Raw genomic sequence first — 25,297 nt, 5'->3', positions numbered from 1 at the left:
TTCAGCGCAGGTTCAGCTCAGCGCGGCCAGGTTGGCCTGCAGGCGCTCCAGTTCGGCCCGGGCATCCTGCTCCTTCTGGCGCTCGCGGGCCACCACCTCGGCCGGCGCCTTTTCCAGAAACTGCGGATTCTGGAGTTTTTTGCGCACGCTTTCCAGAAAGCGTTCCTTCTGCGCGATCTCTTTTTCCAGGCGTGCCCGCTCCTGCTCCAGATCGATCACGTCAGCCAGCGGCACGTACACCTCGTAGCGGCCCACCACCACGGTGGCGCTGGCCTTCGGCCGCTCCAGCCCGACCCCGACGCTCAGCTCACCCACACGAGCCAGTCGCGCAAAGTAGTCGCGATGGGCCTCCAGGTGGGCCACTTCTTCTGCCTCCGTCTCCGGGACGTTGATCAGCGCCCGGATTTCGCGGCCGGGCGGCACGCCGTAGGTGCTCCGCACGTTCCGAATGCCCGAAATCATCTCCTGAATGCGGCCAAAGCGCACCAGCGCCGTCTCGTCAATTTCTTCCGGGTTCTGCTCGGGCCAGCGCGAGACAATGCACGCCTCCCGTTCGCCGCGCGGCCGCAGCCGCCACCAGAGCGCCTCGGTGATGAACGGCATGAACGGATGCAGGAGCTGGATCATCTTTTCGTAGAGTTCGACGGCCAGCGCGATCGGCTCGTCGTCCATGGCCTGGCCGCGTGGCGGCTTGATCAGCTCCAGATACCAGTCACAATAGTCGCCCCAGAAGAGATCGTAGATGGTCAGCAGCGCCTCGTTGAGCCGGTAGCGATCGATCGCCTCGTTGACCGTGGCGATCGTCTGGTTCAGACGCGTCACCATCCAGCGCTCCACGAGCGACAGCTCCTCGAAACGGCGCTGGCGGCGATAATCCCGCAAGGGCCGCCCCTCGTCGTCGGTCTCCATGAACTGACCGAAGACGTTGAAGGCGTTCCAGATCTTGTTGGCAAAATTGCGACCCATCTCGAACTTCGAGGGGTCGAGCTTGATGTCCTGCCCCTGCGTGCAGAGCACCGTCAGCGAGTAGCGCACGGCATCGGCCCCGTACTGATCGATCATCTCCAGCGGGTCGATGCCGTTGCCCAGGCTTTTCGACATCCACCGGCCGTACTTGTCCTTGACCATGCCGGTGATGAACACATCCCGGAAGGGGATCTTGCCGGTGAAGTGAATGCCCGCCATGATCATGCGGGCGATCCAGAAAAACAGGATGTCGTAGCCCGAGACGAGCACCGTGGTCGGATAGAAGTACGCCAGATCGGGCGTCTGATCGGGCCAGCCCAGCGTGGCAAACGGCCAGAGCCAGGACGAAAACCACGTGTCGAGCACGTCTTCGTCCTGCACCATGCCGGGCTCGGGCTGCTCGATCGACACCACGAAGCCCTTCGACTCGTCGATCTGGCCGTTTTCGTCCGTGTAGTACCAGACCGGAATGCGGTGGCCCCACCAGATCTGGCGGCTGATGCACCAGTCGCGGATGTTTTCCATCCAGCGGAAGTACTCGTTGGCCCACCGCTCCGGATAAAACCGGATCTCTCCCCGTCGCACAGCCTCGATGGCCGGCTCGGCCAGCGGCCTCATCCGCACGAACCACTGCCGGGAGAGCATCGGCTCGATGATCGCCTTCGAGCGGCTGGAAATGGGCACCGTGTGGCGGTAGGGCTCCACCTTTTCGAGCAGCCCCTGCGCCCGCAGGTCCTCGACGATGCGCTTGCGCGCCTCGAAGCGATCCAGTCCGGCATACGGCCCACCGTTTTCGTTGATGGTGCCGTCCGGGTTCATGATGTTGATGATCGGCAGGCCATGGCGCTGGCCGATCTCGAAGTCGTTCTTGTCGTGGCCGGGCGTGATCTTGAGGGCACCCGCGCCGAAGTCCCGCTTCACGTGCTCGTCGGCGATGATCGGGATCTCGCGTCCGAGGAGCGGAAGCCGCACCTTCTTGCCGATCAGATGGCGGTAGCGCTCGTCTTCGGGATGCACGGCCACGGCCGTGTCGCCCAGCATCGTCTCGGGGCGCGTTGTGGCGATCGTGATGTAGCCGCTGCCGTCAACGAGCGGGTAGCGGATGTACCAGAGGTGGCCGTCCTGCTCGACGTTGTCCACCTCCTCGTCCGAGAGCGCGGTCTGGTCCACCGGGCACCAGTTGACCAGGTAGTCGCCCCGGTAGATGAGTCCCTCGTTGTAAAGCCGGATGAAGGCCTCCTGCACGGCCCGCGTGAAGCCCTCGTCCATCGTGAAGCGCGTGCGCGACCAGTCGCAGGAGTCGCCCAGCCGGCGTTTCTGCTGCAGGATGATGTCGCCGTACTCCTCCTTCCACCGCCAGACGCGCTGCAGGAAGGCCTCGCGGCCCAGATCGTGCCGCGTCTTACCCTCTTTGTCGCGCAGCTCGCGCTCGACCACGTTCTGCGTGGCAATGCCCGCATGGTCGATGCCCGGCAGCCAGAGCGCCTCGTAGCCCTGCATGCGCCGGATACGCGTCAGCGCGTCCTGAATCGTATCCTGCAGCGCATGGCCCATGTGAAGCCGCCCGGTTACGTTGGGCGGCGGCATCATGATCACGAAAGGCGTCCTGTCGGGTCGGATTTCCGCCCGGAAAAAGTTGTTCGCCTCCCAGTAGGCGTACCAGCGGGGCTCGATCTCCTGCGGATCGTAGACCTTTCGTACCCGCTCGGTCTTCAGCAGCGGCTCTCCTGCCATAACCTCGGCCGTTTCAGACGCACATCAGCTCAGCGTTTTCTCTCAACCTGAGGCACTGCCGGGAGTTCCGGCGGCATTTTTTTTAAAGATAGCACAGAAACACGTGCGCAACCTTTAATCCTTGTTGAACTGCAGTGCGCACATGTTGCACACCCCTCATTACTTCTTTTCGCACCCAATCACTGCTTTTCTGCTCATTTTGTGCAGATCTGTTACTGGCATCGTTGTTGCGACAGCAATTCAGCGTCGCGTGTCGTGTTTCACCAAACCAAATGGAGGCGATCATGCAACGCATCGCTACGACCCTGGCGGTAGCCCTGCTGCTGGGACTGCTGGCAGGCACCGCCCGCGCCGACGATCGACCCGGCGTTTCGCTGGAAGGAAGCATCGAGGCGATCGGCGAGGCCGATCTGACGCTACACGGCGTCACCTTCCGGGTCACCGCGCTGACGCGCATCTACAACACGATGGAGCAGCCCATTCCCTTCGGGCAGCTCACCGTGGGACAGCGCGTGGAGGTCGAAGGCTACCTGGGCTCGGACGGTTTCTACTACGCCCACAAGATCGAGCTGGAGCATGCCGAAGACCGGCCGGACCGCGTGGAAGCCCGCGGCCGCATCCACGCCCTGAGTGAAGACAGCCTGGTCGTGCAGGGCTTCACCTTCTGGCTGACCGCCCAGACCGAAATCGAGGGCGAGCTGGCCCTCGACCGCTATGTGGAAATCGAAGGTGAAGTCCAGAACGAACAGTTCATCGCCCTTCAGATCGAGGCCGGAATGCCGGGCGCCGAAGGCGGAGAGGACCTGCCGGAGATCGAAATTGCCGGGCCCATCCTGCAACTCCAGGATTCCGTTCTGGTGGTGCGGGACTTCCGGATCCGGGTGACCGCCCACACGCGCATCCAGGGCGAAGAAGACCAGCCGCTCACGCTGGCCGATCTGCAGGTGGGCCTGCTGGTCGAAGTCAAGGCCCGAATCGACCAGAATGGCCAACTGCTGGCCACAAAAATCGAAGTCAAAAATGAGACGCACGTAGAAGTCCACCGCCGGAAGGTGGAGATCAAGGGCTTCATCCGGGCGCTGACCGACAGCACGCTGACCGTGGGCGGCCTGACCTTCCGGGTGACCAACCTGACGCGCATCCACGGCGAAGACGACCAGCCGCTGTCGTTTGCCGACCTGCAGGTGGGCCAGTTCGTCGAGGTCAAAGGCTACTTCGACCCACGGCATCAGCTGCTCTTTGCGCTGAAAATCGAAGTGGAAGACGTCGACGAACACGAATTTGAACTGGTGGGCCGCATCGAGGCGATCGGCGGCGACAGCCTGGTCGTGGGGGGTCTGACCTTCCAGGTAAACAACAATACGGTGATCGAAGATGCCTGGGACCGGCCGCTCACACTGGCCGACCTGCAGGTGGGCATGCTGGTCAAGGTCAAGGCGCTGATTCAGCCCGACGGCACGCTGCTGGCCACCAGGATCAAGGTGCGCAAAGCGTTCCATCCGGTCGTGGACGTGCGCGGTCCCATCGAAGCGCTGACCGACAGTACCCTGACCGTGGCGGGTCTGGTCTTCCATGCCCGTCCCGGCATCTACGTGATCGATGCGCAGGGCCAGCAGGCCACGCTGAGCGACCTGCAGGTGGGCATGGTAGTGCGCGTGCGCGGCGTGGTGCATCCCGACGGTACCTACTGGGCCATGCGGATCCGGGTGCTGACCGGCGAGGACGCGCAGGAAGTGGAATTCAAAGGCACCATCGAAGCGCTGGGTGCCGACAGCCTGATCGTGGCCGGATTGACGATCTTCGTGGATGCCGGCACGCAGATTCTGGCCCATGACGGCACGCCCATCACGCTGGCCGACCTGCAGACCGGCCAGATCGTCGAGGTGAAAGCGACGATCCAGCCCGGACTGGGACTGGTGGCGCTGGAAATCAAGCTGGAGGACTTCGTTGCCGCCACCGGCCAGGCCGACAGCGTGCGCGCCGATGCCGTGGTCGTGCAACAGATGACGTTCCTGATCGACGCGCAGACCGTGGTGGTGGACGAGCACCAGCGGCCCATCGCCTGGAGCGACGTGCAGGCCGGCCAGCAGGTGATCGTCTACGGACGCCGACCGGCTCCGGCCGGCAAGACCGGCGCCACCACGGCCGGCACCACCTACACGGCCGACTACGTGACGGTGCTGGGCACGCCCTCAACGACCAGCGCCGAACCTTCAGCCCTGCCCGCCACGTTCGAGCTGGCCCCCAGCTACCCGAATCCGTTCCGCCAGCAGACCACCATCCGCTTCACACTCGGCGGCACGACACCGCAGCCCGTCACGCTGGAAATCTATAACGTGCTCGGGCAGCGGGTGCGCACGCTGGTGCAGGGCATGCTGTCGCCCGGGCAGCACGAGGTGATCTGGGATGCCACGGACGAGGCCGGACGTCCGGCCGCCAGCGGTCTGTACCTCTACCGCCTGCGTGTGGGCAACCAGGTGCAGACGCGCTCCATGGTGCTGATGCGGTAGCCGCGCGTCCCCCGAACCACCACCCCACAGAAGCCCGGCCGCAGGGGCCGGGCTTCTTTTTTGTTCAGGCGGTCGAGGTGTTCTCCGGCTTTTCCGTACGGCGTGGCCGGGCGGTCCGCAACTGGCGCAGCAGCCAGCGCCGGTAGACCTCGGCCGCCTCCTGCTTGCCCGACCAGCGCGCCCGGTTGAACATGGTCAGCGCCATCACCATCGCATGGTGCTGCCCCGCCCGGTCGCCGGTGCGGGCAAACTGCCGATAGAGCTGATCGATCAAGGCCACACTCTCACGGGCCGTTTCCACGTCCCGATAGCCCAGCCTGCCGGCAAAGTAGCGCGAATAGACGTTCATCGGGTGCCGCGTCGACGTGTACAGATCCACGTAGCCCGGCGCCAGCCCGGCCTCGCGCAGCACGGCGCCGACGTAGCTGGGACGGCTTCCCGTCAGCAACGCCAGATCCTCCACGTTCTGAATGCCGGATCGGTAAAGCGAAAGGATCTGCGCTTTTTTGGTCGGCTGTTTCGCTCGCTGCTTCTCCATCCCCACAAAAAATCTGTTTTTCCAAAAGTTAAAACGAAAACAACCCCGTTTCGTTCGCACAAAAAAAGCCCGCCGATCGACTGATCGGCGGGCTTGGTACCGCGTACGGGATTCGAACCCGTGTTACCAGCGTGAGAGGCTGGCGTCCTAGACCCCTAGACGAACGCGGCACATAGCGAAAAACCGCTGCTGCAAACGCACAAAGCTACTTTCGGGTTTCGCTTGAACGTTTTTTTGCGGAAAGCCGCCGCCGGCCGGATCTAATCGGCGGGCGCTCCGTTGCACTGCCGTTGTCTTTCCCCGTACCTCCATCACAACAGGTTGCTTTTATGTTTTCCGCACTGTTGCTGCACGCAGGCCGTCTGCTTCGCCTGCCGGCCCTGCTGAGCCTGACGTTGCTGCTCCTTCTGGGCTGCCGCGCGCAGGATACCGAAGCCAATGCCACCAGCGGCGACGATGATCGCTCCTATCAGGTGGGCGCGCCGGTGTCCGATTCGACGGTGGCGGCCATCGTCACCTCGGAATACGGCTCCGATACGCTGACCGCCGAGGAATTTCGCCAGCAGCTCGGCTTCATTCTGCAGCGCTATCCGCAGATTCAGATGAACCCGGCGCTAATGCCGGAGGTGCACAAGAGCATCATCGAGGACTTCATCGTACGCCACGTGGTCGAAGGTGAGATCGCCCGGCAGGGCATCCAGGCCGATCCGACCGCCGTCGAGCAGGAGCTGGAGCAGATCCGGGCACGCTTTCCCAGTCCCGAAGCCTTCCAAGAAGCGCTGACGCAGGACGGGTTGACCGAGGACTCGCTGCGCGGCATGATCGCGCAGATGGTCCGGCAACGGACGTTCCGGGAACAGATTGAATCGCGCGCCACCCCGCCCACCGACGACGAAGTCGAGCAGTTCCGCCAGCAGCAGGCCGAGGAAGTGCACGTGCAGCACATCCTCTTCCGCCTGGCGCCGAACGCCTCCGAAGAGGAAGCCGCCGCCGTGAAGGCCCGCGCGCAGGCCGTGCTCGACAGCATCCGGGCCGGCGCCGACTTTGCCGAAATGGCCCGCCGCCACAGTGAGGACGGTAGCGCCCAGGAAGGCGGCGATCTGGGTTTCATCCGGCGCGGCGAGACCGTCGAGCCTTTCGAGGAGGCGGCCTTTGCGCTGCGCGACTCCGGCGACGTGACGACCGAACCGGTGCGCACCCGTTTCGGCTACCACCTGATCCGCCTGCTGGAGCGTCGCCAGGGCACGCCGATGGACGCGGCCGAGGCCCGCGAACAGCTCCTACAGGAACGCAAGCAGGAGGCCGTGCAGCACCTGCTCGAAGAATTGCTGGCCAAGGCGACCGTCCGGATCAATCCGGCGCTCGTGCAGGCCCAGTTATAATTCCTTCATGGCAGCACCTCAGGCGCCGATCGGCTTCGGCCGGTCGGCGCTTTTTTGTTCCCGCCAGATCATCTGCACGTGCGGAATGCCAGCTTCCACGAAGCGATGGCCGGTGCTCCGAAAGCCCAGGCTTTCGTAGAAACGCTCCAGATGGGCCTGCGCGTGGATCAGCAACGTCGAGAACCCGGCCCGCCGCGCATCTTCCATCACGTACTGCACCAGTGCGCGGCCGTAGCCCCGTCCACGATATCCCGGCAGCACGGCAAAGCGCTCCAGCTTGGCCACCAGACGTTCGTTGAAGGGCACCACGCGCCAGCGTGCCGTCGCCACCGGCACCCCGCCGACCCATCCCAGAAAATGGCGGCTCACTTCGTCGAATCCGTCCCACTCCTCCTCGGGCGGACAGCCCTGTTCTTCGATAAACACGCGCGCCCGAATGGTCCGGGCCTGTGCCCATTCCTCTTCGTTGCGCACCGGATGGATATGGAAAGTCGCTGCGTTCATGAGTTCGCGCCTGCCAGTTCGTCCAGCAACGCCCGAATGCGCTCCAGGCTGCCGGGCAGCAAGATCAGCTCATGCGCTTCGCTTTCGTACAGGTACACCTGGAACGAGACAGGGCGGACCGAGGCGAGGCGTTCGGCCTCCGAGGCCGGAATTACCGGATCCTGGCGGCCGTGGTGCCACTGACCCGCCGGTAGCCGATCGGCGAACCAGACGGGCGAGCGCCGCAGCAGGGCCCACCGCGCTTCGGCCATCGAGAGCGTGCCGTCTCGAAGCGGCACGAGCACCTGCTCGCTGAAGGCGGCCAGTCCCGGCACGGGCCGGACCGTCCCCCGCAGGGCTTCCTCGACGACCTGCTGCATGAACGCCCCGAAGAAATCCGTCAGACCGGCCGCGCCGATCGCCGCCTGAATACGCGCGTCCCGCACGGCCATCAGCAACGCCACGGTAGCCCCGCGATCCATACCGAACGCCACGATACGCTCCGGATCGGCCATCGGCACCCGGGCCAGCACGACGTTGAGCAGAGCCAGTGCATCGTCCACGTCGCCGTCCCAGGGATTGCGCGCGCCCTCGGCCGAAAAGGTAAGCCCCTGATAGGCCAGCGCTTCGCCCCGAAAAGCCGGGATCACCAGCACGAAGCGGCTCAGGTCCAGACTGTCGACAAGCGGCCAGACGTCGGTCTCCAGTTGCACGCCTGCATCGCCGCCGTGCAGCCACACCAGCACGGGCGCCGGCGCCTGCAAACTGTCGGGCACCACCACCGCCCCCACATGTCGCTGCCCTTGCACCGTATGGTGCAGGATCTGCAGCGTCACAGGCGTGCCGTCGAGTTCAAGCGAAGCCCGGGCAACCTCCTGCGCGTTGTGGGCGGACACGTCGCGGGCCGCCCACGCGTCGAGCACCTGCTGTCGTTCCTGCGGCGTGGGCGGTGCAAAGAGCTGGTTCAGGTCCACCCCGGCCACGATGCGCTCGGTCTCGATCTCGAGGTCGGTCGATACCTCCCCGCAGGCTGCCAGAAGCAGTACCAGAAGCAACACGCTGCCCGCCAGGTACGGTTTTACGTTTTCACCGAATCTGCACAGCATATTGTTTAGATATAGTCTAAATTATTTCGACAACCAACCTGATGGCAGCCGGGTCGGTTGAACGGACAGGCGGCGGCGTCTTCGCAGCAAGGCGCCGCCGCTTCTGTTCTGCCTGCGAAACTCCCCCCGAGGCCTTCCGTTTCAACTCCAGTCCCGTTCCCCGACGAAATTCCCATGCGCCGACCGGTTTATCTGGATTACAACGCCACCACGCCCGTCGATCCGCGGGTGCTGGAGCGTATGCTGCCGTACTTTACCGAGCGCTTCGGCAACCCGGCCAGCAGGGGCCACACCCACGGCCTGGAGGCCGAGGCGGCCGTCGAGGTGGCCCGTGAGCAGGTGGCGGCCCTGCTGGGGGCCGATCCGGAAAGCCTGATCTTCACCAGCGGCGCCACCGAAGCGCTGAACCTGGCCATCAAGGGGGTGGCCGAGGCTTCCCGGCATCGGGGGCAGCATATCGTGACGGTCCAGACCGAGCACGCGGCCGTGCTCGAAGCCTGCCGGACCCTGGAACGCCGGGGCTGGCAGGTGACCTATCTGCCCGTCGATGCGCAGGGACGGCTGGATCCGGACGCGCTGGAAGCGGCGCTGACGCCGCAGACCGTCCTGGCGGCCGTCATGTGGGCCAACAACGAAACGGGCGTGCTGCACCCCATCGAGGAGATCGCCCGGCGCACACGGGCCCACGGTGTGCCGCTCCTGGTCGATGCCACGCAGGCCGTGGGGAAGATTCCGGTATCGGTCGGGGGAATCGATCTGCTGGTCTGCTCGGCCCACAAGTTCTACGGCCCCAAGGGCGTCGGCGTGCTCTACGTGCGCCGCCGCCCGCCGCTGCGCCTGGTGCCCCTGCTGGACGGTGGCGGGCACGAGCAGGGGCTGCGCAGCGGAACGCTGAACGTGCCGGCCATCGTCGGCATGGGAGTGGCCGCCGAACTGGCCGCCCGGGAAATGGCCGACGAAAGCCGCCGCCTGCAATACCTGCGCGATCGGCTGGAGCGCGAACTGCAGGCCGCCCTGTCCGATGTCCGCATCAACGGAGCGCAGGCGCCACGGCTACCCCAGACGAGCAGCATCACGATCCCGGGCGTTCGGGCAGACCGTCTGCTGGCCGCCGTGCGCACGCTGGCCCTTTCGGCCGGCAGCGCCTGCGGCTCGGGTCGCGGCAAGCCCAGCCACGTGCTCCGTGCCATGGGTCTCAGCGAGGCCGAGGCGCAATGCGCCATCCGCATCAGTCTGGGTCGCTTCACCACCGAAGCCGACATCGACGAGGCCCTTGAACAGCTGACGGCGGCCGTACATCGGCTCCGCCAGCGTTCCGTCGCCACGCCAACCACCTGAGCTGCTATAGGCCATGGAACCGATCGTCAACCGCGTCGCGCAGAGCGACATTGTCGTCTATAACCTGGAGGCGCTCTGGGACGAGCGCCCGATCGTCGAACTGGACCTGGCGCCGTTTCTCGAGGAAGGGTTGATCCTGCGCGAAAAACCCTTCCGGCAGCAGGTGCAGGCGCACGACTGGTCGCAGTACGCCGATCAACACGTGGCCATCTACTGCTCGACGGACGCCATCGTCCCCATCTGGGCGTACATGCTCGTGGCCACGAAACTGCACGGCATTGCCCGCTCCGTGGCCTTCGGACGACGGGAAGACCTGCTGCGCAACTATTTCGTGCGGGCGCTGGAGCGGGAGGACTGGTCGAAGTACCGGGACCGCATTGTGGTGGTCAAGGGATGTGCCAGCAAGATCGTGCCGGTCGATGCCTACGTGCAGGCGGTGCTCCGGCTGCAGGAAGTGGCCCGCAAGGTGATGTACGGCGAGCCCTGCTCGTCGGTCCCGCTCTGGCGCCGGCCGGAGGCGCGCCCGACCCCGCAGGCGCAGGCCGTGCGCCCGGCCTTCCCGGAACGTTCGGAGTGAGATGGGGCTGACGCAGCGCGTGCAGACGCTTCAGCAGCGGCTGGACGCCCGGCTGGGCCGCTTTCGCCATCTGCTTCCGGCGGCATTTTTTCTGGGCGGCGTCACCTGGGATGCGCTCACGCTGCGGCGCATCGACGCCTGGCTCGACAACCTGATCCTGCTCGGCTACCTGCTCATTCTGGGGATCGCGCTCGCCCTGGCCGTTCTGGTCGAGCACGAGCAACTGGCCGCGCCCCGCCTGAAGCGCCTTCGGCCCTACTTTCCGGCCATCCTGCAATTCTTCTTCGGCGCACTTTTCAGTGCCTACGTGGTCTTCTATTTCCAGAGCACCACGTTGCCTGCGCACTGGTTGTTTTTCGTCGGACTGGTCGCCCTGCTGGTCGCCAACGAGTTCATCCACCGCCGTCTGCTCAACCTGTACGTATTGCTGCTCCTCTATACGCTGGCCAGTTTCACGTTTTTCGTCTTTTTCGTGCCGGTGGTGCTCCGACGCATGACCGATCTGATCTTCGCGCTGTCCGGCCTGCTCAGCCTGGTACCGGTCGGACTGCTGGTCCACCTCTTCCGGCGCCGCGGCGTGGTGCACGGACGTCAGGCCGCCACATTACTTGGGAGTGCGCTGGCGCTCGTGCTTGTGCTGAACGGACTCTATGCGCTGAACTGGATTCCGCCGGTCCCACTGGCCCTGCGCGAAGGTGGTGTCTATCACCATGTGCGCCGCGAAGGCGACGTGTACCTTCTGCATTACGAGCCGGCCCCCTGGTATCGATTCTGGCAGCGGGTAAGCCCGCGTTTTCATTACACCGAAGGCGACACGGTCTTCTGTTTCGCGGCGATTTTTGCGCCGACGCAGCTGCGCACGGGCGTGCAGCACGTCTGGCAGCGGTACGATCCGGACCGCCGCGCGTGGATCACGCAGGACGCCATCGCCTACGCGGTGGTGGGCGGCCGCGACAACGGCTACCGGGGCTACACGTTCAAGCGCCACGTGCAACCGGGTCGCTGGCGCGTCGAGGTGCGCACCGAGACGGGCCGTCTGCTGGGGCGGATTCCGTTCGAGCTGGTTCCGGCCGAACGGCCACCGCGGCTCCACCTCCACCGCTATGAATAGGCGCCAGCTGATATGATTTCCGGGAAATCATAGTGCATGTGAGAAAGCACGGGCGCACACTGCGGTGCGCCCCTACAGATCCTTGGCGTTTTCCCTATCCCGTAGGGGCGGACCCCTGTGTCCGCCCGATCATACCCGCCGGATCACGTCCGCCACACGGGGTGTGGCCTCCTCATGCACCAGTAAATCAGCGATCCCATATGACATGATCCGGGCACACACTGTGGTGCGCTCCTACTTCAATTCGCCATTTTCTGTAGGGACTGTCCTCCGTGTCCGCCCGAACCCGGATTCAGTTCACGAAGGCGCGTTTCAGGTCGCTCCACGAAGGGGTTTCGCCCTGCTGGCGGTCGGTCCAGCGCGACAGCGCCCAGAGTCCACTCGGTTGCTGCGTGATTTCCCAGATCAGGCGTCCCTCGACGATGGTCGGCGCATCCGGGCGGGTGTGGGGCACGGTGAGCCGATAGCTGGCCTCCAGCACGTAACGGCTGTCGCTTTCGAAGCTGGCGGTCTGGTCGCTCAGCTGGAGCTGCGGCGCGGCCGAAGGCGTGATGGCCACCACCATGGCCGTGAAGTACTGCTCCTCCCGCGCCCGATTCCATCCGGCCCAGAGCGCCGGATCGCGGCTCTGCGCCGAAGCCGTGGGCACGAACGCAAAGTCCTCGGCCAGCGAGCGCCCGTAGTTGCCGGCATTGCGTTCGGCGATGGCCGCCTGCAGGTTTTCCACGACGCGCTCGGGTGTATCGGGCTGCAAAAACGTGCCACTTTCGGCGACGGGCGCTTCGGGCTCGCGCGGCGCGAACAGATCGCACCCGAGCAATCCCACCAGCACCAGCACCCAGCTATACCGCAGCTTTTCGCGCATAGAGAATCAGACGGGGGCTTTCCGAAGTGAACGGCCGCCCGGCATAGTCGCCGAGCACCGCCTGCAGATTCAGGCCGGCCGCCCGGTACAGCTTCTGAAAATCCGAAAGCCGGAGCAGCCGGACCGATTCGTAGAATACCTGCTCGATACCGTTTCGACGCAGGCGGATGCGTTTGTTGACGCGCCCGTTTTCGATCCAGCGTTCCTGCACCACCTCGATGCCGTCCAGCTGAAACCGATCGCGCGGCACCAGGTGACGCTGCACGTACTCGGCGTTCAGAAAATCCTGCACGAGCCAGCCGCCCGGACGCAATGCCGTCGCCATCGCCTGAAGTGCCCGCAGGTGATCGGCATCGTCTTCGAAAAAGCCGAAGGCCGTGAACAGATTCACGACGCCGTCGAAGCAGGTCCGGCAGAGCGGCTCGCGCATATCGTGCTGCAGGAAAAGCAGGTTGTGCAGCCCCTCGGCCTCGGTCCGCTTGCGGGCGATCTGAAGCGCGCGCTCGGCCACGTCGATGCCGGTCACCCGATACCCCCGTCGCGCCAGCACCCGCGCATGGCGTCCACGCCCACAGCCTACATCCAGGATCTCGCTGTCCGGCGCCGGTCGCACCAGTCGCTCGATCAGGTCCACCACCTGTTCGGCCTCGCGCTCGTCGCGCCGGTGGTAGACCAGTTCGTACTCGTCGCGGTCAAACCATTCCTGATACCAGGCCATGCGCGTTCAGGCGACGGCTTCCAGGTAGGGAGCCAGCACCTCCTCGACGGGTCGCACCGGTTCGAACCAGCGCAGCACGCGCTGCAATACGGCTTCCAGCAATGCGTCCGGGCACGAAGCCCCTGCCGTCAGCACGATCTCGACGGGCCGGTGCGCGGGCAGCCAGCTTTCGGTTTCCCGAACGGCGCCGAGCGCCAGATCGTAATGCCGGATGCGCGTGGGCGAAAGCAGCTCTTCCGGTCCCTTCACGAAGTAGGTGGGCATGCGCTCGGCGCACAGCTCCACCAGATGGCTCGTGTTCGACGAGTTGTAGCCGCCCACCACCAGCGCCAGGTCGCCGCCCGAGTCGATCAGCGCCCGCGTGGCCTGCTGGTTTTCGTGCGTGGCGTAGCAGAGCGTGTCGCTCGTGTCGGCGAAGTGTTCATGCAGGTTTTCCGGTCCGTAGCGATCGATCATGGCCTGGCGCAGCAGCTCGGCGATCGCCTGCGTCTCGGTGGCCAGCATGGTGGTCTGATTCACCACGCCGATGCGCACCAGGTCGCGCTCCGGGTCGAAGCCTTCCGAGTAGCGGTCATGGAACCGCTCGTAGAAGAACGCAGCGTCGGCCTCGCCGCGGATGACGCGGGCCAGATCGGCCGCCTCTTCCAGGTCGCGCACGACGACGACGGGCGCCTCGCGGGCCGCCCGCGCGAACGTCGCCCGCGTCTCCTCGTGGTAGCGTTTGCCGTGGATGACGATCGTGTAGCCGCGCTGACCGAGCTGACTGCTGCGTTTCCAGACCTTCTCGACGAACGGACAGGTCGTGTCGTAGCGGCGCACGTCCACACCCCGGGCGGCCAGCTCAGCTTCGATCTCGGGCGTCGTGCCGAAGGCGGGAATGATCACGATGTCGTCGGGCCGGAGCACGTCGAACGGGATGAGCTGCTCGCCGCGCGTGGTTCGCAGAAAGCGCACGCCCCGCTGCTCCAGATCGCGGTTGACATGCGGATTGTGGATCATTTCCGAGAGCAGAAAAATCCGACGGCCCGGATTTTCCTCCAGCGCCCGGTAGGCGATCTCGACGGCCTGTTCCACCCCGTAGCAGAACCCGAAATGCCGCGCCAGCTTGAAGCGTACCGGGCCGAAGTCCAGCACCGTCGGCGAAAAATCCTTCTTGCGCGGATCCTGGCGGCGGCGGGCCTCCTTGACGCGCGAGATGATCGGACTGCGATAAAAAACCGGGATGTCAAACTGCCGGGGCATGACCGTTGTGGATTGCCTGCTGCGAATGCTCCGCTCTAACGCCCCGGTTACCGGACCGGTTCGGTTTCAGAGGCGGCGGCTGATGCGCGGCAGCATTTCGTTCATCCAACTCCGGTAGCGCCCCTCCAGAATGGCCCGGCGGGCTTCCCGCATCAGCCACAGGTAAAAACTCAGGTTCTGGATCGTGGCGATCTGCAGGCCGAGAATCTCTCCGGCCTGAAAGAGATGGCGCACGTAGGCCTTCGTGAAGGTCTGCGAGACGTACCCGTCCAGTCCCGGATCGAGCGGCGAAAAGTCGGTCTGCCACTTCCGGTTGCGGATGTTCAGGATGCCCTCGGTGGTGAAGATCGTGCCGTTGCGGCCGTTGCGTGTGGGCATGACGCAATCGAACAGATCCACGCCGCGCGCGATGTTTTCCAGCAGGTTGGCGGGCGTCCCCACGCCCATCAGATAGCGGGGCCGGTCGGCGGGAAGAATCTCTGTCACCACTTCCACCATCGCGTACATGAGTTCGGTCGGCTCACCCACCGAAAGCCCGCCGATGGCATAGCCCGGAAAATCCATCGCCACCAGCGCCCGGGCCGATTCGCGCCGCAGTTCCGGAAATACGCCGCCCTGCACGATGGCAAACAGCACCTGCTCGTAGCCGTAGAGCGGTGCGGTTTCCTCGAAGCGACGCTTGCTGCGCTCGGCCCAGCGCAGGGTCAGCTCGTGCGCCCGGCGTGCCGCCTCCAGCGACGCATCGCCCGGCGGACACTCGTCCAGTACCATCATAATGTCGGCCCCGATCACGCGCTGGTAGTCGATCACGTTTTCCGGCGTGAACAGGTGGCGAGAGCCGTCCAGATGGCTCTGAAACCAGACGCCTTCTTCCGAGAGCTTGCGCAGCGCGGCCAGCGAAAAAACCTGAAAGCCACCCGAATCCGTCAGAATGGGGCCGTCCCATCCCATGAAACGATGCAGTCCGCCCGCCCGGCGGAGCACTTCGAGCCCGGGCCGCAGGTAGAGGTGATAGGTGTTGCCGAGAATGATCTGCGCGCCCACGTCCCGGCGCAACTCGCGGGGGCCGACGGCCTTCACGCTGCCGACGGTCCCCACCGGCATGAACATGGGCGTTTCGACGACGCCATGAGGCGTTTCGAGCCGTCCGGCCCGCGCCCGCGTTTCCGCATCGACGTGTTCCAGCGTAAACCGCATGGTGCGTTGCGCGTCTGCGGCGCCCTTCCACGCAGCCCGCTGCAAGAGGATCCTCAAGGGACGAAATGGATCGGCCTTACGTCGCGGCGTCGGCCGGAGTCGCCTGTTGCATGCGTTCGGCCCAGGCGGCCAGGGCGGCGCGCGCCTCGGCGTCGAATTCGGTCCGCAGCGCGCGCTGCAATCGGGGAAGGGCAGCTTTCAGTTTCCAGCAAGACGGTTGCGGGCACAGGTAGGCGCCCCGGCCGGGTTTTTTCTGTTCGGGATCCAGCTCGACGCGTCCGTCCGGCCGCCGCACGATGCGCACCAGCTCGTGTTTGGGACGCCGCGTGCGGCAGACCACGCAGGAGCGGATGGGCACGTGCTTTTTCGACATGGCCCTATTCCGTTACCTCGGTCGATTCGGGCGTCGTAGCACCGGCGAGTTTCTCGCGGGCTTCCCGGTAGCTCTGATAGAAACCCACCAGGATGGCTGTCGTGGGCACGGCGATGAGCAGCCCGAACGCACCCAGGAAGTATCCGAACACGAACAGCGACAGCAGAATCAGCACCGGGTGCAGCCCCACTTGGTGGCTGAGAATGTGGGGCGAGAGCACGCTGGCTTCCAGCAGTCCCTGTCCCAGCAGCACCCCGGTCACGATCACGGCGTCCAGCAGGGGCGGATCGCCGAACAGCAGGGCAATCAACAACGCGATGATGTTCGTCAGCACGGCGCCCAGGTTGGGAATCAGGTTCAGGACGCCGGCCAGCAGGCCGATCAGGAGTCCGAACGGTACATCGAAAATCAGCAGCGCCACCGACACGTTGAAGGCCGCGATCAGGCTGATCAGGAGCTGGCCGCGCAGGTAATTGCCCACCACGGTGCCTGCGTACATCAGGTAGTCGCGGCGGCCGTTGTGCTTCGGAAACAGGCTGATCAGCGCATCCCGCAGCTTCGGGTAGTCCTTGAGCGTGTAGAAGATCAGCATGGGCAGAATGGCCAGCACGGTCAGCGCGCCCAGCAGCGAGCCGATCGACTGCGCGACGGTCGCCAGCGCATCGGGAAGGCTCTGCGTAAGCGCGTTGAGTTGCTGCTGCAGAAACGTGGTAAACTGCTGGATCAACGCCTGTCGATCAATAGGCAGGACTTCCTCCAGCCGGTCCAGCAGGGGATTCTCATAGAGCCAGCGGCGCAGCTCGCCGACGCTGTTGAGCATCTGGCGGATGAGTTCGACGAGCTGTCCGACAATGGTCGGAATCAGCAGCAGCAGGATGGCGGCCAGGGCCCCCACCACCAGCACGGTGACGGTCAGCGCCGACACCCAGCGCGGCACGTGCAGCCGACGTTCCAGCAGATCGACCAGCGGATTGGAGAGATAGGCCAGCAGGTAGGCGACCACGAACGGGATGAGCACGACCCGGAGCTGGCTCAGCAGCCAGAACAGCAGCAGAAAGCCGCCGGAAAGCAGCAGCGCCCGCACCGAGCGGTACCGGCGTAGCGGCCAGAGCAAGATCGTGGCGGCGATCGCGATCAGCGGCGGATTCAGAAACTCCCGCATTTCGTAGAGCAGCGCTAGAAACAGCGCCAGCCCACCGCCCAGCAGGAGCGTCTCGAACGGCCCCAGCCGCGGTTCTTCCAGGTCGTTCGGCGTGAACTTCGGAGGCGTCATGTTGCCGTGCTCAACGTCTATCGGTACCGGCCAGCGAGTCGGCCAGGGCCGATAGGCGCGTTTCCAGCGCCTTCAGCCGGGCTTCTCGTTCCTGCAATTGTCGTTCCCAGGCGTCCAGCTCACGCATACGGGCCTGTAGTTGTCGGTAAGCCTGTTCGATGGCCCGCTCCCGCACCTCGAAGGGGGCCCGCTCCATGTAGCCGCGCTCCTCGAAGTAGCGCCGGAAGAGCCAGTTGTGCTTGGCCGCTTCCATCAGCTCGGCGAACCGATAGGCCCCCAGCGCCCCCCAGTTGGCCGCGTTTTCTGCGGCACCTGTGATGGCCCGCAGGTCGGAAGCCACCAGCCGGAGCGTATCGGCCGTAGCCAGCAGCCGCTCGTAAAGCGCCGGGTCGTTCAGCATCCGGGCCATCGTACCCTCGCCCCGGTCGATCTTGTCCAGGATCGACTGTACGCCCTGGGTGGCCTCTTCGGCCAGCGCCACCAGTGCCTCGGCGTTGTTCGCCAGGTTGTTCAGCACGCGCCGCGTCTCGTTCGTGGTGGCCACGAATTCGTCGTAGAGCGTCGGATCGTAGATCAGCTTGCCCAGCGTGCCCTCGCCGGCCCGCACGTCGAGCATGATCTGACGGAAGGCGTTGGCCGCGTCCTCGAAGCGCTGCACCGAGGCCAGCGCCCGGTCCGTGATCTCGAACAGGTCGAACGGATCGACCCCCACGATCAGGTCGCCCTCCGAAACCGGCTCGCCCTGCACGCCCGGCGGATTGACCAGCACGACGATCTGCTGACCGACCAGCCCCTCGCTTTTGATCTGCGCCTGCGTGCGCATGTGGATCACACGCCGGGCTTCTTCCTTGATCGCCATCGTCACTTCGATCTGTCCGCCCGGCTCCGGCGGCAGCTGCACCGACTCGACGCGCCCCACGTTCACGCCCTGAAACTGTACGGGCGCTCCGGGTACCAGCCCGGCCACCCGGTTGAAACGGGCGCGCAGCAGAAACGTGTCGCTCAGCAGAAACGAGCGGTTCGCAATCGCAAACAGTGCGATGACGAACAGCGCGATGCCCGCCAGCGCCAGCAGTCCGACCCGTGCTTCGCGCGACATGACGATAAGCGGTTGGTGAACAGTTATGCCGAAAAAGCCGTGCCGCAGCGGTTTGAATTCGTCAGGTTCCGAAGAAGTTGCGCAGCACGGGGTGATCGGACCGCCGTAGCTCGTCGAGCGTCCCGCTCATCAGGATGCGGCCTTCGTGCAGGAAGTGCGCCCGGTCGGCAATGATTTCCGCGCAGAGCAGGTCATGCGTGATGGCGATCGACGTAATGCCCCGCTCGTCGCGCAGCCGTACGATCAGTTCCGAGACGGTGCGGACCGAGACCGGGTCGAGGCCAGTTGTCGGCTCGTCGTAGAGCAGCAGTTTCGGCTGCAGGATGATGGCCCGCGCCAGCGCGATGCGCTTGCGCTGGCCGCCGGACAGTTCGGCCGGATACTGCGTGGCCGTATGGCGCAGGCCCACCCAGTCGAGCGTCTCCAGAATCCGGTCGCGGCGCTCGGCCCGGCTGAGTCGGGTGTGCCGCTCCAGCAGGAAGTCCAGGTTTTCGTAGACGGTCATCGAGTCGAACAGCGCACCGCTCTGGAACAGGTAGCCGATCGAAAGCCGCAGGCGATCGAGCGCTTCGCCTTCGAGCTGATCGACGCGCTGGCCGAACACCCACACGGCGCCCCGGTCGGGCACCAGCAGCCGCACGATGTGCTTGAGCAGCACGCTCTTGCCTGTGCCCGAGCCGCCCATCACCACGGCCGACGTGCCTTCCTCCACGTCGAGCGACACCCCGCGCAGCACTTCCCGCTCGCCAAATCGCTTGTGCACGTCGCGCAATGCCACCACGATCTCCGACGGGGGCGGCGCTTCGATCCCTTCAATGGTAGCGTGAGCTTCTTGCATCTTGCATATCGTCCTGAATTGGCTCCTTTCACAGCGCCCCGAAAAGGAACAGCGAAATGCGCACGACGACGACGTCGGCCAGCAGAATCAGCAGCGACGAGATCACCACGGCCTGCATGGCCGCCTGCCCGACTTCGCGCGTGCCACCCCGCACCGTGTAGCCCAGGTAGCAGCTTACGATCCCCACCAGAAAACCAAACACGCTGGTTTTGAGCGTATCGACGATCAGGTCCGAAAAGCGCAGGCTCGAAAAAGCGCTGTTCCAGAACAGCCGGTAGTCCATGTCGGCTGAGATGACCGACTCGACGTAGCCCCCGGCCAGTGCGATCATGTTCGTCCAGGTCGTCAGCACCGGAAACATCACGATGCAGGCCACCACGCGCGTGATGACCAGATAGTGAAAGGGCCTGAGGGCGGCCACCTCCAGCGCGTCGATCTGCTCGGTCACGCGCATCGAGCCGATCTCGGCAGCCATCCCTGCCCCGAGGCGCCCGGCCAGCACCAGCGACGTGATGACCGGCCCGATCTCTTTGAAGACCGACAGCGCCAGCATGTTGGGTAGCACCGCCTCGGCCCCGAAGCGGGCGAGCGTGCCCCGGCTCTGCATGGCCAACACCACACCGATGGCAATGCCCGTAACGGCCGTCAGGATGAAACTCTTCGAGCCGGCTTCGTCCATCTGGTTGATCAGCTCACGCACCTCGTAGGGCGGCCGCCACACGTCCCGGAAGAAGCGGCCCATGAACAGCACCAGCCCACCGGCTTTCTCGAAAAACGCGCGGCCGATGCGCTCAGGTGGACGCTTCGGGATGTCGAGCGCTTCCGACTCAGTAGGCATAGCGCCACAGCAGGTTAATCCGCATGGTCGTTCCCTGGCTGGTCACGCGCACGATCATCGCGTCGAAGATCGTGTATTCGACGGTGAACTCCGTGTAGACTTCGGTTCGTTGCGTGGCCGCATTGTTGCCGAAGGCGATCGGCCGGCTGACGGCGGCAAACAGCCGCGGCGAGACGTACTTGCCGACGGTCAGCTTGGCGCCCTGCAACCCGTCGGGTTCGATCTCGACCACGTCGAGTCCGAGTTCTTCGCCGGCCAGTCCCTCGACGACGCCGGCCAGCTGGCCAAGTGCCAGACCGGCTCCGCGGCCCAGCAATCCACCGCCGGCTCCGTTGCTACCGGGCGCCAGCGAGGCGAGCGCCTGCCCGGCCGGTCGGCCGAAGACAATGTACGAGATGATGTCCGGCAATTCGAGACCCGAAGGGTTCTCGGACGAAAACTCCAGGTTGAGCCGGTCCAGCCGTCCGCTGACCGAGAGCAGGATCGTGACCTGGCTGGATTGATCCTCACGGGAGGGCACCACGTAGCGGGCTTTCAGGTTGAGTTCCGGATCGTCGGCCGGCCCGTTGAACGACAGCGTTCCTTCCGTAATCTCGAACCGTTTGCCGAACTGCACGATGTAGCTGCGCTCCGGGATCACCTCGATCGTCCCGAAGAGCTGCAGATCCTGATAGGGCTCCTTCTGGACGGTGAGCGTGCCCGTGAACTGCACGTTCATCTTGGGGTTGGCATTCGAGCGCAGCCACACGTCGCGTTCCATGCGCAGGTTCAGGCGCATGCGCGAGGCTTCATAGAAGTCGAAGGTGGTCGTGTCCTCTTCGGTAATGCGCACGCCGAAATACTGACGCAGCATCTGCAGGTCGGCTTCGGAGAGCTGGACTGGTTCCAGGTCGGCCACCGTGGTCTGCTCGATCAGGTAGATGTCGGCGCTGACCACCTGCAGGTCGCCTTCGATTTCGGGCCGTTCGGTCGTGCCGGTCAGCCGGAGCGTTCCGGAAAGGACGGTGCGATAGGCGCGGTTGTCGGCGGCCAGGAACGAGCGGGCCCGCATGCGCAGGTCGAGCGTGCCCAGCGTGAGCGCCTCGAGTTCGACGGTGCCGCTGCCGGCGAGGCGACCGCCCGATTGCAGTTCGAAGGCGGTCAGGATGATCCGATTGCCTTCCATGTGGGCTTCGGCCCGGATGTCGCGGTAGGTGACGCCCAGCTCGGGAAGATAGACGGCCCCGTCGAAAAGCCGGGCCTGGCCCTCGAGCCGTGGAGCAGCCAGCGTGCCGCCGATATGAACACGTCCGGCCAGACGGCCTCGCACGTCGCGGAGGATCTCGGGATCCAGAAACGGCTCGATCCAGGCGATGGCGAACGTATCGGCGGCCAGCGTCAGATCGAGCGGTGCCTGGTTCGGATCGAACGGCGGCGCATCGGGCGGCACCTGTAGCCGGAGATCCATCGGAACCGTGCCGCGTAGCGTCATCGTGCTGGCATCGGCCCGGTGCTGGAGCCGGGCGTCCACCTGCAGCCGCAGGCTGTCGTATTGCAAATTCAGTTGTAGATCGCCCACCGACCGCCCTTCCGAGGTCAGATCGAGCAGAAGCTGCCCGCCGAGCCGCGGCGCCGCAGCCGGACCGGTCAGGTCCACCGTGCCGCTGAGCGCACCGCCCAGTCCGGCCAGGTCGAACAGGTCGGTAACGGTCTCGAGCCGGAAGCGTTCGAGCGTCAGGACGAAGCTCTGCATGCCGTCCGGGTCGATCACGCCGTCGGCCGCGAGCTGCTGATCCTGCGCTTCGGTGTAGAGCAGCAGGCCCTGAATACGATAGGCCTCGCCGTAGGTGAACGTGGCCGGCTGCAGCAGACGCCAGCGGGCGTCGTGCAGCCGCATGTCGAGCCGCGTCAACCGGATCTCCTGCTCCGCCGGAAGCACCTGGCCTTCGAGGCGGGCCGTATGCCGGCGATCGATATCGAGGCGCAGCTCGTAGTCGGCCTGCCGGCCGTCGTAGCGCAGCTCGGCCCGGGCGTCTTCGATCTGGAAGGTGCCCAGCGTCAGCAGATGCACCTGCGACCGGATCTCGGCCTTCGAGAGATGACGCTGCCGGTCCAGTTCGCCGGCCGTGCGGCCCTCGAGTTCCACCAGACGCAGTTCGTCGTAGATCAGGTTCTGGAGCGTCCAGCTCCCCTCGAACCGGAGCTGACCGGGCCGTCCGTAAGCGCGGGCTTCGATCCGGCCGCCGTCGAGCGCCAGCAGGCGCGCCCCGACAAGGCGTCGCAGCGGCTGCAACCGATGGAGCTGCACCTGCAGCGTCAGTTCCGACATGCGCACGCCTTCGGGATCCACAAGTGCCACCTGGCCGCCGCCCTGCGCCGTCGCCACGTTGCTTTCCAGCCGGAGCGTATCGAGGCGCAGCAGCCCTTCGGCCATCGAAAAGCGGGCGTCCAGTCGGTCGACGGCCAGCGCGTCGAGGTGGGCCCCGTCGCTCTGCAGGCGGCCGTGAGCCTGCATGGTGGCCGGATCAAAGCCTTCGCCCTCCAGCTCGGCGTCAAGCGAGAGCCGGGCCGAGAGCGTGTCGATGCCCAGGAGGGGCATCGGGTCGAGCTGCTCGGCCACAAGCGTCAGCGCGTAGCGGGGCGTAGGTCCATCCAGCAGCAGTCGGGCGTCGAAGCGGGCCTGTCCGTCGGCCACGCCCATCTGCCCGCCGAGCTGCCAGCGTCCGGCCACGGCGGCCACGCGGAACTGTCCCGAAACAGGCCGGTCGCTTACCTGCGAGGCGTCGAGCCGCAGCCTTGCGGCGAGCTGCATCGCGCGCGGCTCCATGCCCCGGCCGTGCAGCGTCAGCACGCCGTTCAGCCGGGTTCGGGGCCGCTGCTGCCCGGTCCAGGCCGCCAGATCCACGCCGCGAAAGACCAGCCGCTCGATCGTGTAGACCGGCGTGGTCGTCAGCGAGTCGGCCTGCGCCTCCAGCTGTAGCGATCCGTCGGGCCAGGTGGCCCGGGTTGCCAGCGTCAGCAGCCCGCGCCGCAGCGTGGCGTTCAGCGTGGCCGCTTCCAGTGGCTGTGCGTTGAGCCGGGAGTCCTCCAGTTGCAGCACCAGCTCGGCTTCCGCATCGGCCGACGTCGCGCCCCGGTAAAATCCTTCGAACGAGCCGTTCAGCACCGAAGACCAGTCCGGTATCACGGCGGCCAGGTTCACCCGCTCCAGGCGGCCGCGGTCGATCTGCCAGCGGGGCCGCCGGGCCATCGGCCGTCCCTGTAAGCGGAAAGCCACATAGCCCTCGTCCAGCCCGATTTCAGGCGTGGCTGTTAGCAATCCGCGATCCATCCGGACGGGCACGCGTACGGGCGCCAGTCGGTAGGTGCCATAGACCAGGCTATCCAGGTCGAGCGTGGCCTCCAGGCGAAGCGCCTCGGGCGCCGTCCCGCTCCCGCGCAGCCGGAGTCGACCGCTGACCGCGCTGTGCAGCGTATCGCCCAGCAGGGCCGCCACGTCGATTCGCTCCAGCACGAAGGGCTCCACCTCGTAGGAAGGCGTCGAGGCGCCGGCCAATCGCCCGCGTCCCTGCAGGCGGCCTCCGGCCAGCGTCGCCTCCAGCGCAAAGCGGAGCGTGTCGCCCCGCCGGTGTACGGCCAGTTGCCCGCTGTCGATCGCCGCCCGGTTCAACCGTGAAGGCTGCAGCATGAGCCGCCCGTCCAGCCGCGTCGCCCCTTCGCCCTCCAGCTGAAAGGCCAGGTTCAGTTGTCCCGTCCAGCTCGTGTCGGACAGGAAGCGGGCCGGGTTCAGGTTCTGCAGCAGACCATCCAGGCGATAGGTGGGCGTCGGGTCGAACGGACGCCCCCGGCCGTCCAGTTGCAGCCGGGCGCCGCGCAGACCGGTCTGTGCCGTCAATCGGCCTTCGCCCTCCACGAAGCGCACCTGAAGCCGGGTGGGATCCAGTCGGTAGGCGCCCAGTCGCGCCTCCGACACGTCGAGCCTGGCCTCGCCGTCCAGCGCCTCCAGCGACGGTCCCTGCAGGTCGGCCCGGAGCTGCAGATCGAGGCGGCCCGCCGGTCCGCCGAAGAAAGCCGGGTCCAGCCGTCGCACCTGCACGTCGGCCCGATAGCGCACCGAATCGTCCAGCAACGGCGTGAACGTGGCCGCCAGTGCCAGTTCGCCACCCGTGCCGGTACGCAGTTCGGCCTGCGCCTGCAGCAGACGGCCGCTGCCCTGCACGGTCACGAAGCCCGCGAGCGTCCGACCGGGATCCGGGACCGCCACGAACGGCGTCAGGTCGTAGAGGGCCAGCGGCTGCGCTTCCAGCCGGAACTGCACCGCTTCGATTTGTCCCGTATCGGCCGGGAGCAGCAGCGTCCCGCCACCGGTCACCCGGCTGCTGGCGGACCATACGCGCAGCGTGTCGAGCCGGAAGCGCCGCTCGCGCAGCGCCAGTCGGGTGAGGACGTGCACCGAGTCGGGAGCGCCGGGCGGCTGCAGCACCGCTTTCAGCGTGCGCACCGAGAACGCGGGCCAGCCTTCCGGTGGCAATCGCAGCGTGTCGAGCTGCACGTCGAGCCGGTGCAAATGCCAGGTCGAGTCGGCACGGGGCGTGTGGAAGTGCAGGGCCGCCGTCCCGTCGCGCAGCGCCAAGTGGTCGATCCAGATGTCCAGGACGGCACCGGCTCCCGTTTCCTTTGCGGTCGTGTCGGGTGCCGTGCCGAACAGACGCAGCAGGTCCCAGGTGCTGTCGGGTTGCTGCGTCAGCTCCAGGCGCGGACGGATCAGGCGCACCCGCCGCAGATGTACACGCCGGTCGAAAAGCAACGCCTCGGGCACGTAGGCTATTTCGAGCGAATCCAGCGCCAGCAGCGCACGTCCGGACGCGTCGCGCAGGGCGACGTCGTAGAGTGCCAGCGTGCGCACGAAGTTACCCCGCAGCGCCCCGATCTCCAGCCGTCCACCCTGAAGCTGCGCGTTCACCTGACGTTCGATCAGCCGACGCACCTGCTCGGCACCCCACGACGTCTGCAGCACCAGCAGAAGCAGCCCGACCAGCACGATCGGCGTGCCGATCACCAGAAGCAGCGCCCATCCGATGCGGCGCAGCCACCGACGTGCAGGCGTTATGGACGAGGTGGGTTCCATGT

General features: G+C 65.7%; 19 protein-coding genes and 1 tRNA gene. 5 read left to right on the top strand and 15 right to left on the bottom strand.

Annotation, left to right across the window (positions count from 1 at the left end; genetic code table 11):
• Nucleotides 1–12 precede the first annotated feature (12 nt).
• Nucleotides 13–2,700, bottom strand: coding sequence for a valine--tRNA ligase (locus GYH26_RS03790; protein ID WP_161540548.1), 2,688 nt, complete (start codon nt 2,698–2,700; stop codon nt 13–15).
• Between the two features lie 284 nt (nt 2,701–2,984).
• Here GYH26_RS03790 and GYH26_RS03785 point away from each other — a divergent pair, with 284 nt between their 5' ends.
• Nucleotides 2,985–5,210: a DUF5666 domain-containing protein gene (locus tag GYH26_RS03785; protein WP_161540547.1), complete on the top strand. Its 2,226-nt coding sequence runs from the start codon at nt 2,985–2,987 to the stop codon at nt 5,208–5,210.
• 64 nt (nt 5,211–5,274) lie between these two features.
• Here the strand turns inward: GYH26_RS03785 and GYH26_RS03780 are convergent, their stop codons facing one another.
• Nucleotides 5,275–5,748, bottom strand: a complete 474-nt coding sequence (locus tag GYH26_RS03780; protein ID WP_161540546.1) for a hypothetical protein — start codon at nt 5,746–5,748, stop codon at nt 5,275–5,277.
• Nucleotides 5,749–5,842: 94 nt separating this feature from the next.
• Nucleotides 5,843–5,918 (bottom strand) — tRNA-Glu (locus tag GYH26_RS03775).
• A gap of 159 nt (nt 5,919–6,077) precedes the next feature.
• On the opposite strand from GYH26_RS03775, the gene GYH26_RS03770 reads away from it, so the two are divergent.
• A complete protein-coding gene (locus tag GYH26_RS03770) occupies nt 6,078–7,130 on the top strand; it encodes a peptidylprolyl isomerase (RefSeq protein WP_161540545.1) in 1,053 nt (350 codons plus the stop codon).
• 18 nt (nt 7,131–7,148) lie between these two features.
• Here GYH26_RS03770 and GYH26_RS03765 read toward each other — a convergent pair whose 3' ends face one another.
• Together GYH26_RS03765 and GYH26_RS03760 are read right to left on the bottom strand one after the other, a co-directional pair.
• Nucleotides 7,149–7,634 (bottom strand): GNAT family N-acetyltransferase, encoded by a 486-nt coding sequence (locus tag GYH26_RS03765; RefSeq protein ID WP_014067663.1) that lies wholly within the window; start codon nt 7,632–7,634, stop codon nt 7,149–7,151.
• Nucleotides 7,631–8,671, bottom strand: coding sequence for an alpha/beta hydrolase family protein (locus GYH26_RS03760; RefSeq protein WP_242006579.1), 1,041 nt, complete (start codon nt 8,669–8,671; stop codon nt 7,631–7,633). Before GYH26_RS03760 ends, GYH26_RS03765 begins: the two co-directional genes overlap by 4 nt.
• A gap of 222 nt (nt 8,672–8,893) precedes the next feature.
• Between GYH26_RS03760 and GYH26_RS03755 the strand changes: the two genes are divergently transcribed.
• The 3 genes from GYH26_RS03755 to GYH26_RS03745 are packed head-to-tail and all read left to right on the top strand — an operon-like array spanning nt 8,894 to nt 11,745.
• Entirely contained in the window at nt 8,894–10,057 is a 1,164-nt protein-coding gene (locus tag GYH26_RS03755) for a cysteine desulfurase family protein (RefSeq protein WP_161540543.1), read from the top strand.
• 13 nt (nt 10,058–10,070) lie between these two features.
• A complete protein-coding gene (locus GYH26_RS03750) occupies nt 10,071–10,634 on the top strand; it encodes a DUF2480 family protein (protein ID WP_014067666.1) in 564 nt (187 codons plus the stop codon).
• 1 nt (nt 10,635) lies between these two features.
• Nucleotides 10,636–11,745: a DUF2914 domain-containing protein gene (locus tag GYH26_RS03745; protein ID WP_014067667.1), complete on the top strand. Its 1,110-nt coding sequence runs from the start codon at nt 10,636–10,638 to the stop codon at nt 11,743–11,745.
• Nucleotides 11,746–12,037: 292 nt separating this feature from the next.
• On the opposite strand, the gene GYH26_RS03740 is transcribed toward GYH26_RS03745, so the two are convergent.
• From GYH26_RS03740 to GYH26_RS03695, 10 genes are all read right to left on the bottom strand, one after another.
• Nucleotides 12,038–12,610, bottom strand: a complete 573-nt coding sequence (locus GYH26_RS03740) for a hypothetical protein (protein WP_014067668.1) — start codon at nt 12,608–12,610, stop codon at nt 12,038–12,040.
• Entirely contained in the window at nt 12,588–13,328 is a 741-nt protein-coding gene (locus GYH26_RS03735) for a class I SAM-dependent methyltransferase (protein WP_161540542.1), read from the bottom strand. The genes GYH26_RS03740 and GYH26_RS03735 overlap by 23 nt, the downstream gene beginning before the upstream one ends.
• A 6-nt stretch (nt 13,329–13,334) precedes the next feature.
• Nucleotides 13,335–14,570, bottom strand: coding sequence for a 4-hydroxy-3-methylbut-2-enyl diphosphate reductase (locus tag GYH26_RS03730; RefSeq protein ID WP_014067670.1), 1,236 nt, complete (start codon nt 14,568–14,570; stop codon nt 13,335–13,337).
• Nucleotides 14,571–14,636: 66 nt separating this feature from the next.
• On the bottom strand, nt 14,637–15,767 hold the full coding sequence (gene tgt, locus GYH26_RS03725) for a tRNA guanosine(34) transglycosylase Tgt (RefSeq protein WP_014067671.1): 1,131 nt from the start codon (nt 15,765–15,767) through the stop codon (nt 14,637–14,639).
• Between the two features lie 76 nt (nt 15,768–15,843).
• On the bottom strand, nt 15,844–16,140 hold the full coding sequence (gene rnpM / locus GYH26_RS03720; protein WP_014067672.1) for an RNase P modulator RnpM: 297 nt from the start codon (nt 16,138–16,140) through the stop codon (nt 15,844–15,846).
• A gap of 4 nt (nt 16,141–16,144) precedes the next feature.
• The gene (locus GYH26_RS03715) at nt 16,145–17,413 is read right to left on the bottom strand and encodes an AI-2E family transporter (protein WP_242006578.1); all 1,269 of its coding nucleotides are present in this window, start codon (nt 17,411–17,413) and stop codon (nt 16,145–16,147) included.
• A gap of 10 nt (nt 17,414–17,423) precedes the next feature.
• A complete protein-coding gene (locus GYH26_RS03710) occupies nt 17,424–18,512 on the bottom strand; it encodes an MlaD family protein (protein WP_161540541.1) in 1,089 nt (362 codons plus the stop codon).
• A 61-nt stretch (nt 18,513–18,573) separates the two neighbouring features.
• Nucleotides 18,574–19,350: an ABC transporter ATP-binding protein gene (locus tag GYH26_RS03705; RefSeq protein WP_054684850.1), complete on the bottom strand. Its 777-nt coding sequence runs from the start codon at nt 19,348–19,350 to the stop codon at nt 18,574–18,576.
• Between the two features lie 28 nt (nt 19,351–19,378).
• Entirely contained in the window at nt 19,379–20,188 is an 810-nt protein-coding gene (locus GYH26_RS03700) for an MlaE family ABC transporter permease (protein WP_161540540.1), read from the bottom strand.
• The gene (locus tag GYH26_RS03695) at nt 20,178–25,295 is read right to left on the bottom strand and encodes a translocation/assembly module TamB (RefSeq protein WP_161540539.1); all 5,118 of its coding nucleotides are present in this window, start codon (nt 25,293–25,295) and stop codon (nt 20,178–20,180) included. Before GYH26_RS03695 ends, GYH26_RS03700 begins: the two co-directional genes overlap by 11 nt.
• Between the last annotated feature and the right edge of the window lie 2 nt (nt 25,296–25,297).

Origin of the sequence: Rhodothermus marinus, assembly GCF_009936275.1 — a bacterium.
Classification (GTDB): domain Bacteria; phylum Bacteroidota; class Rhodothermia; order Rhodothermales; family Rhodothermaceae; genus Rhodothermus; species Rhodothermus marinus_A.
This window is presented reverse-complemented; position numbering and strand designations above follow the sequence as displayed.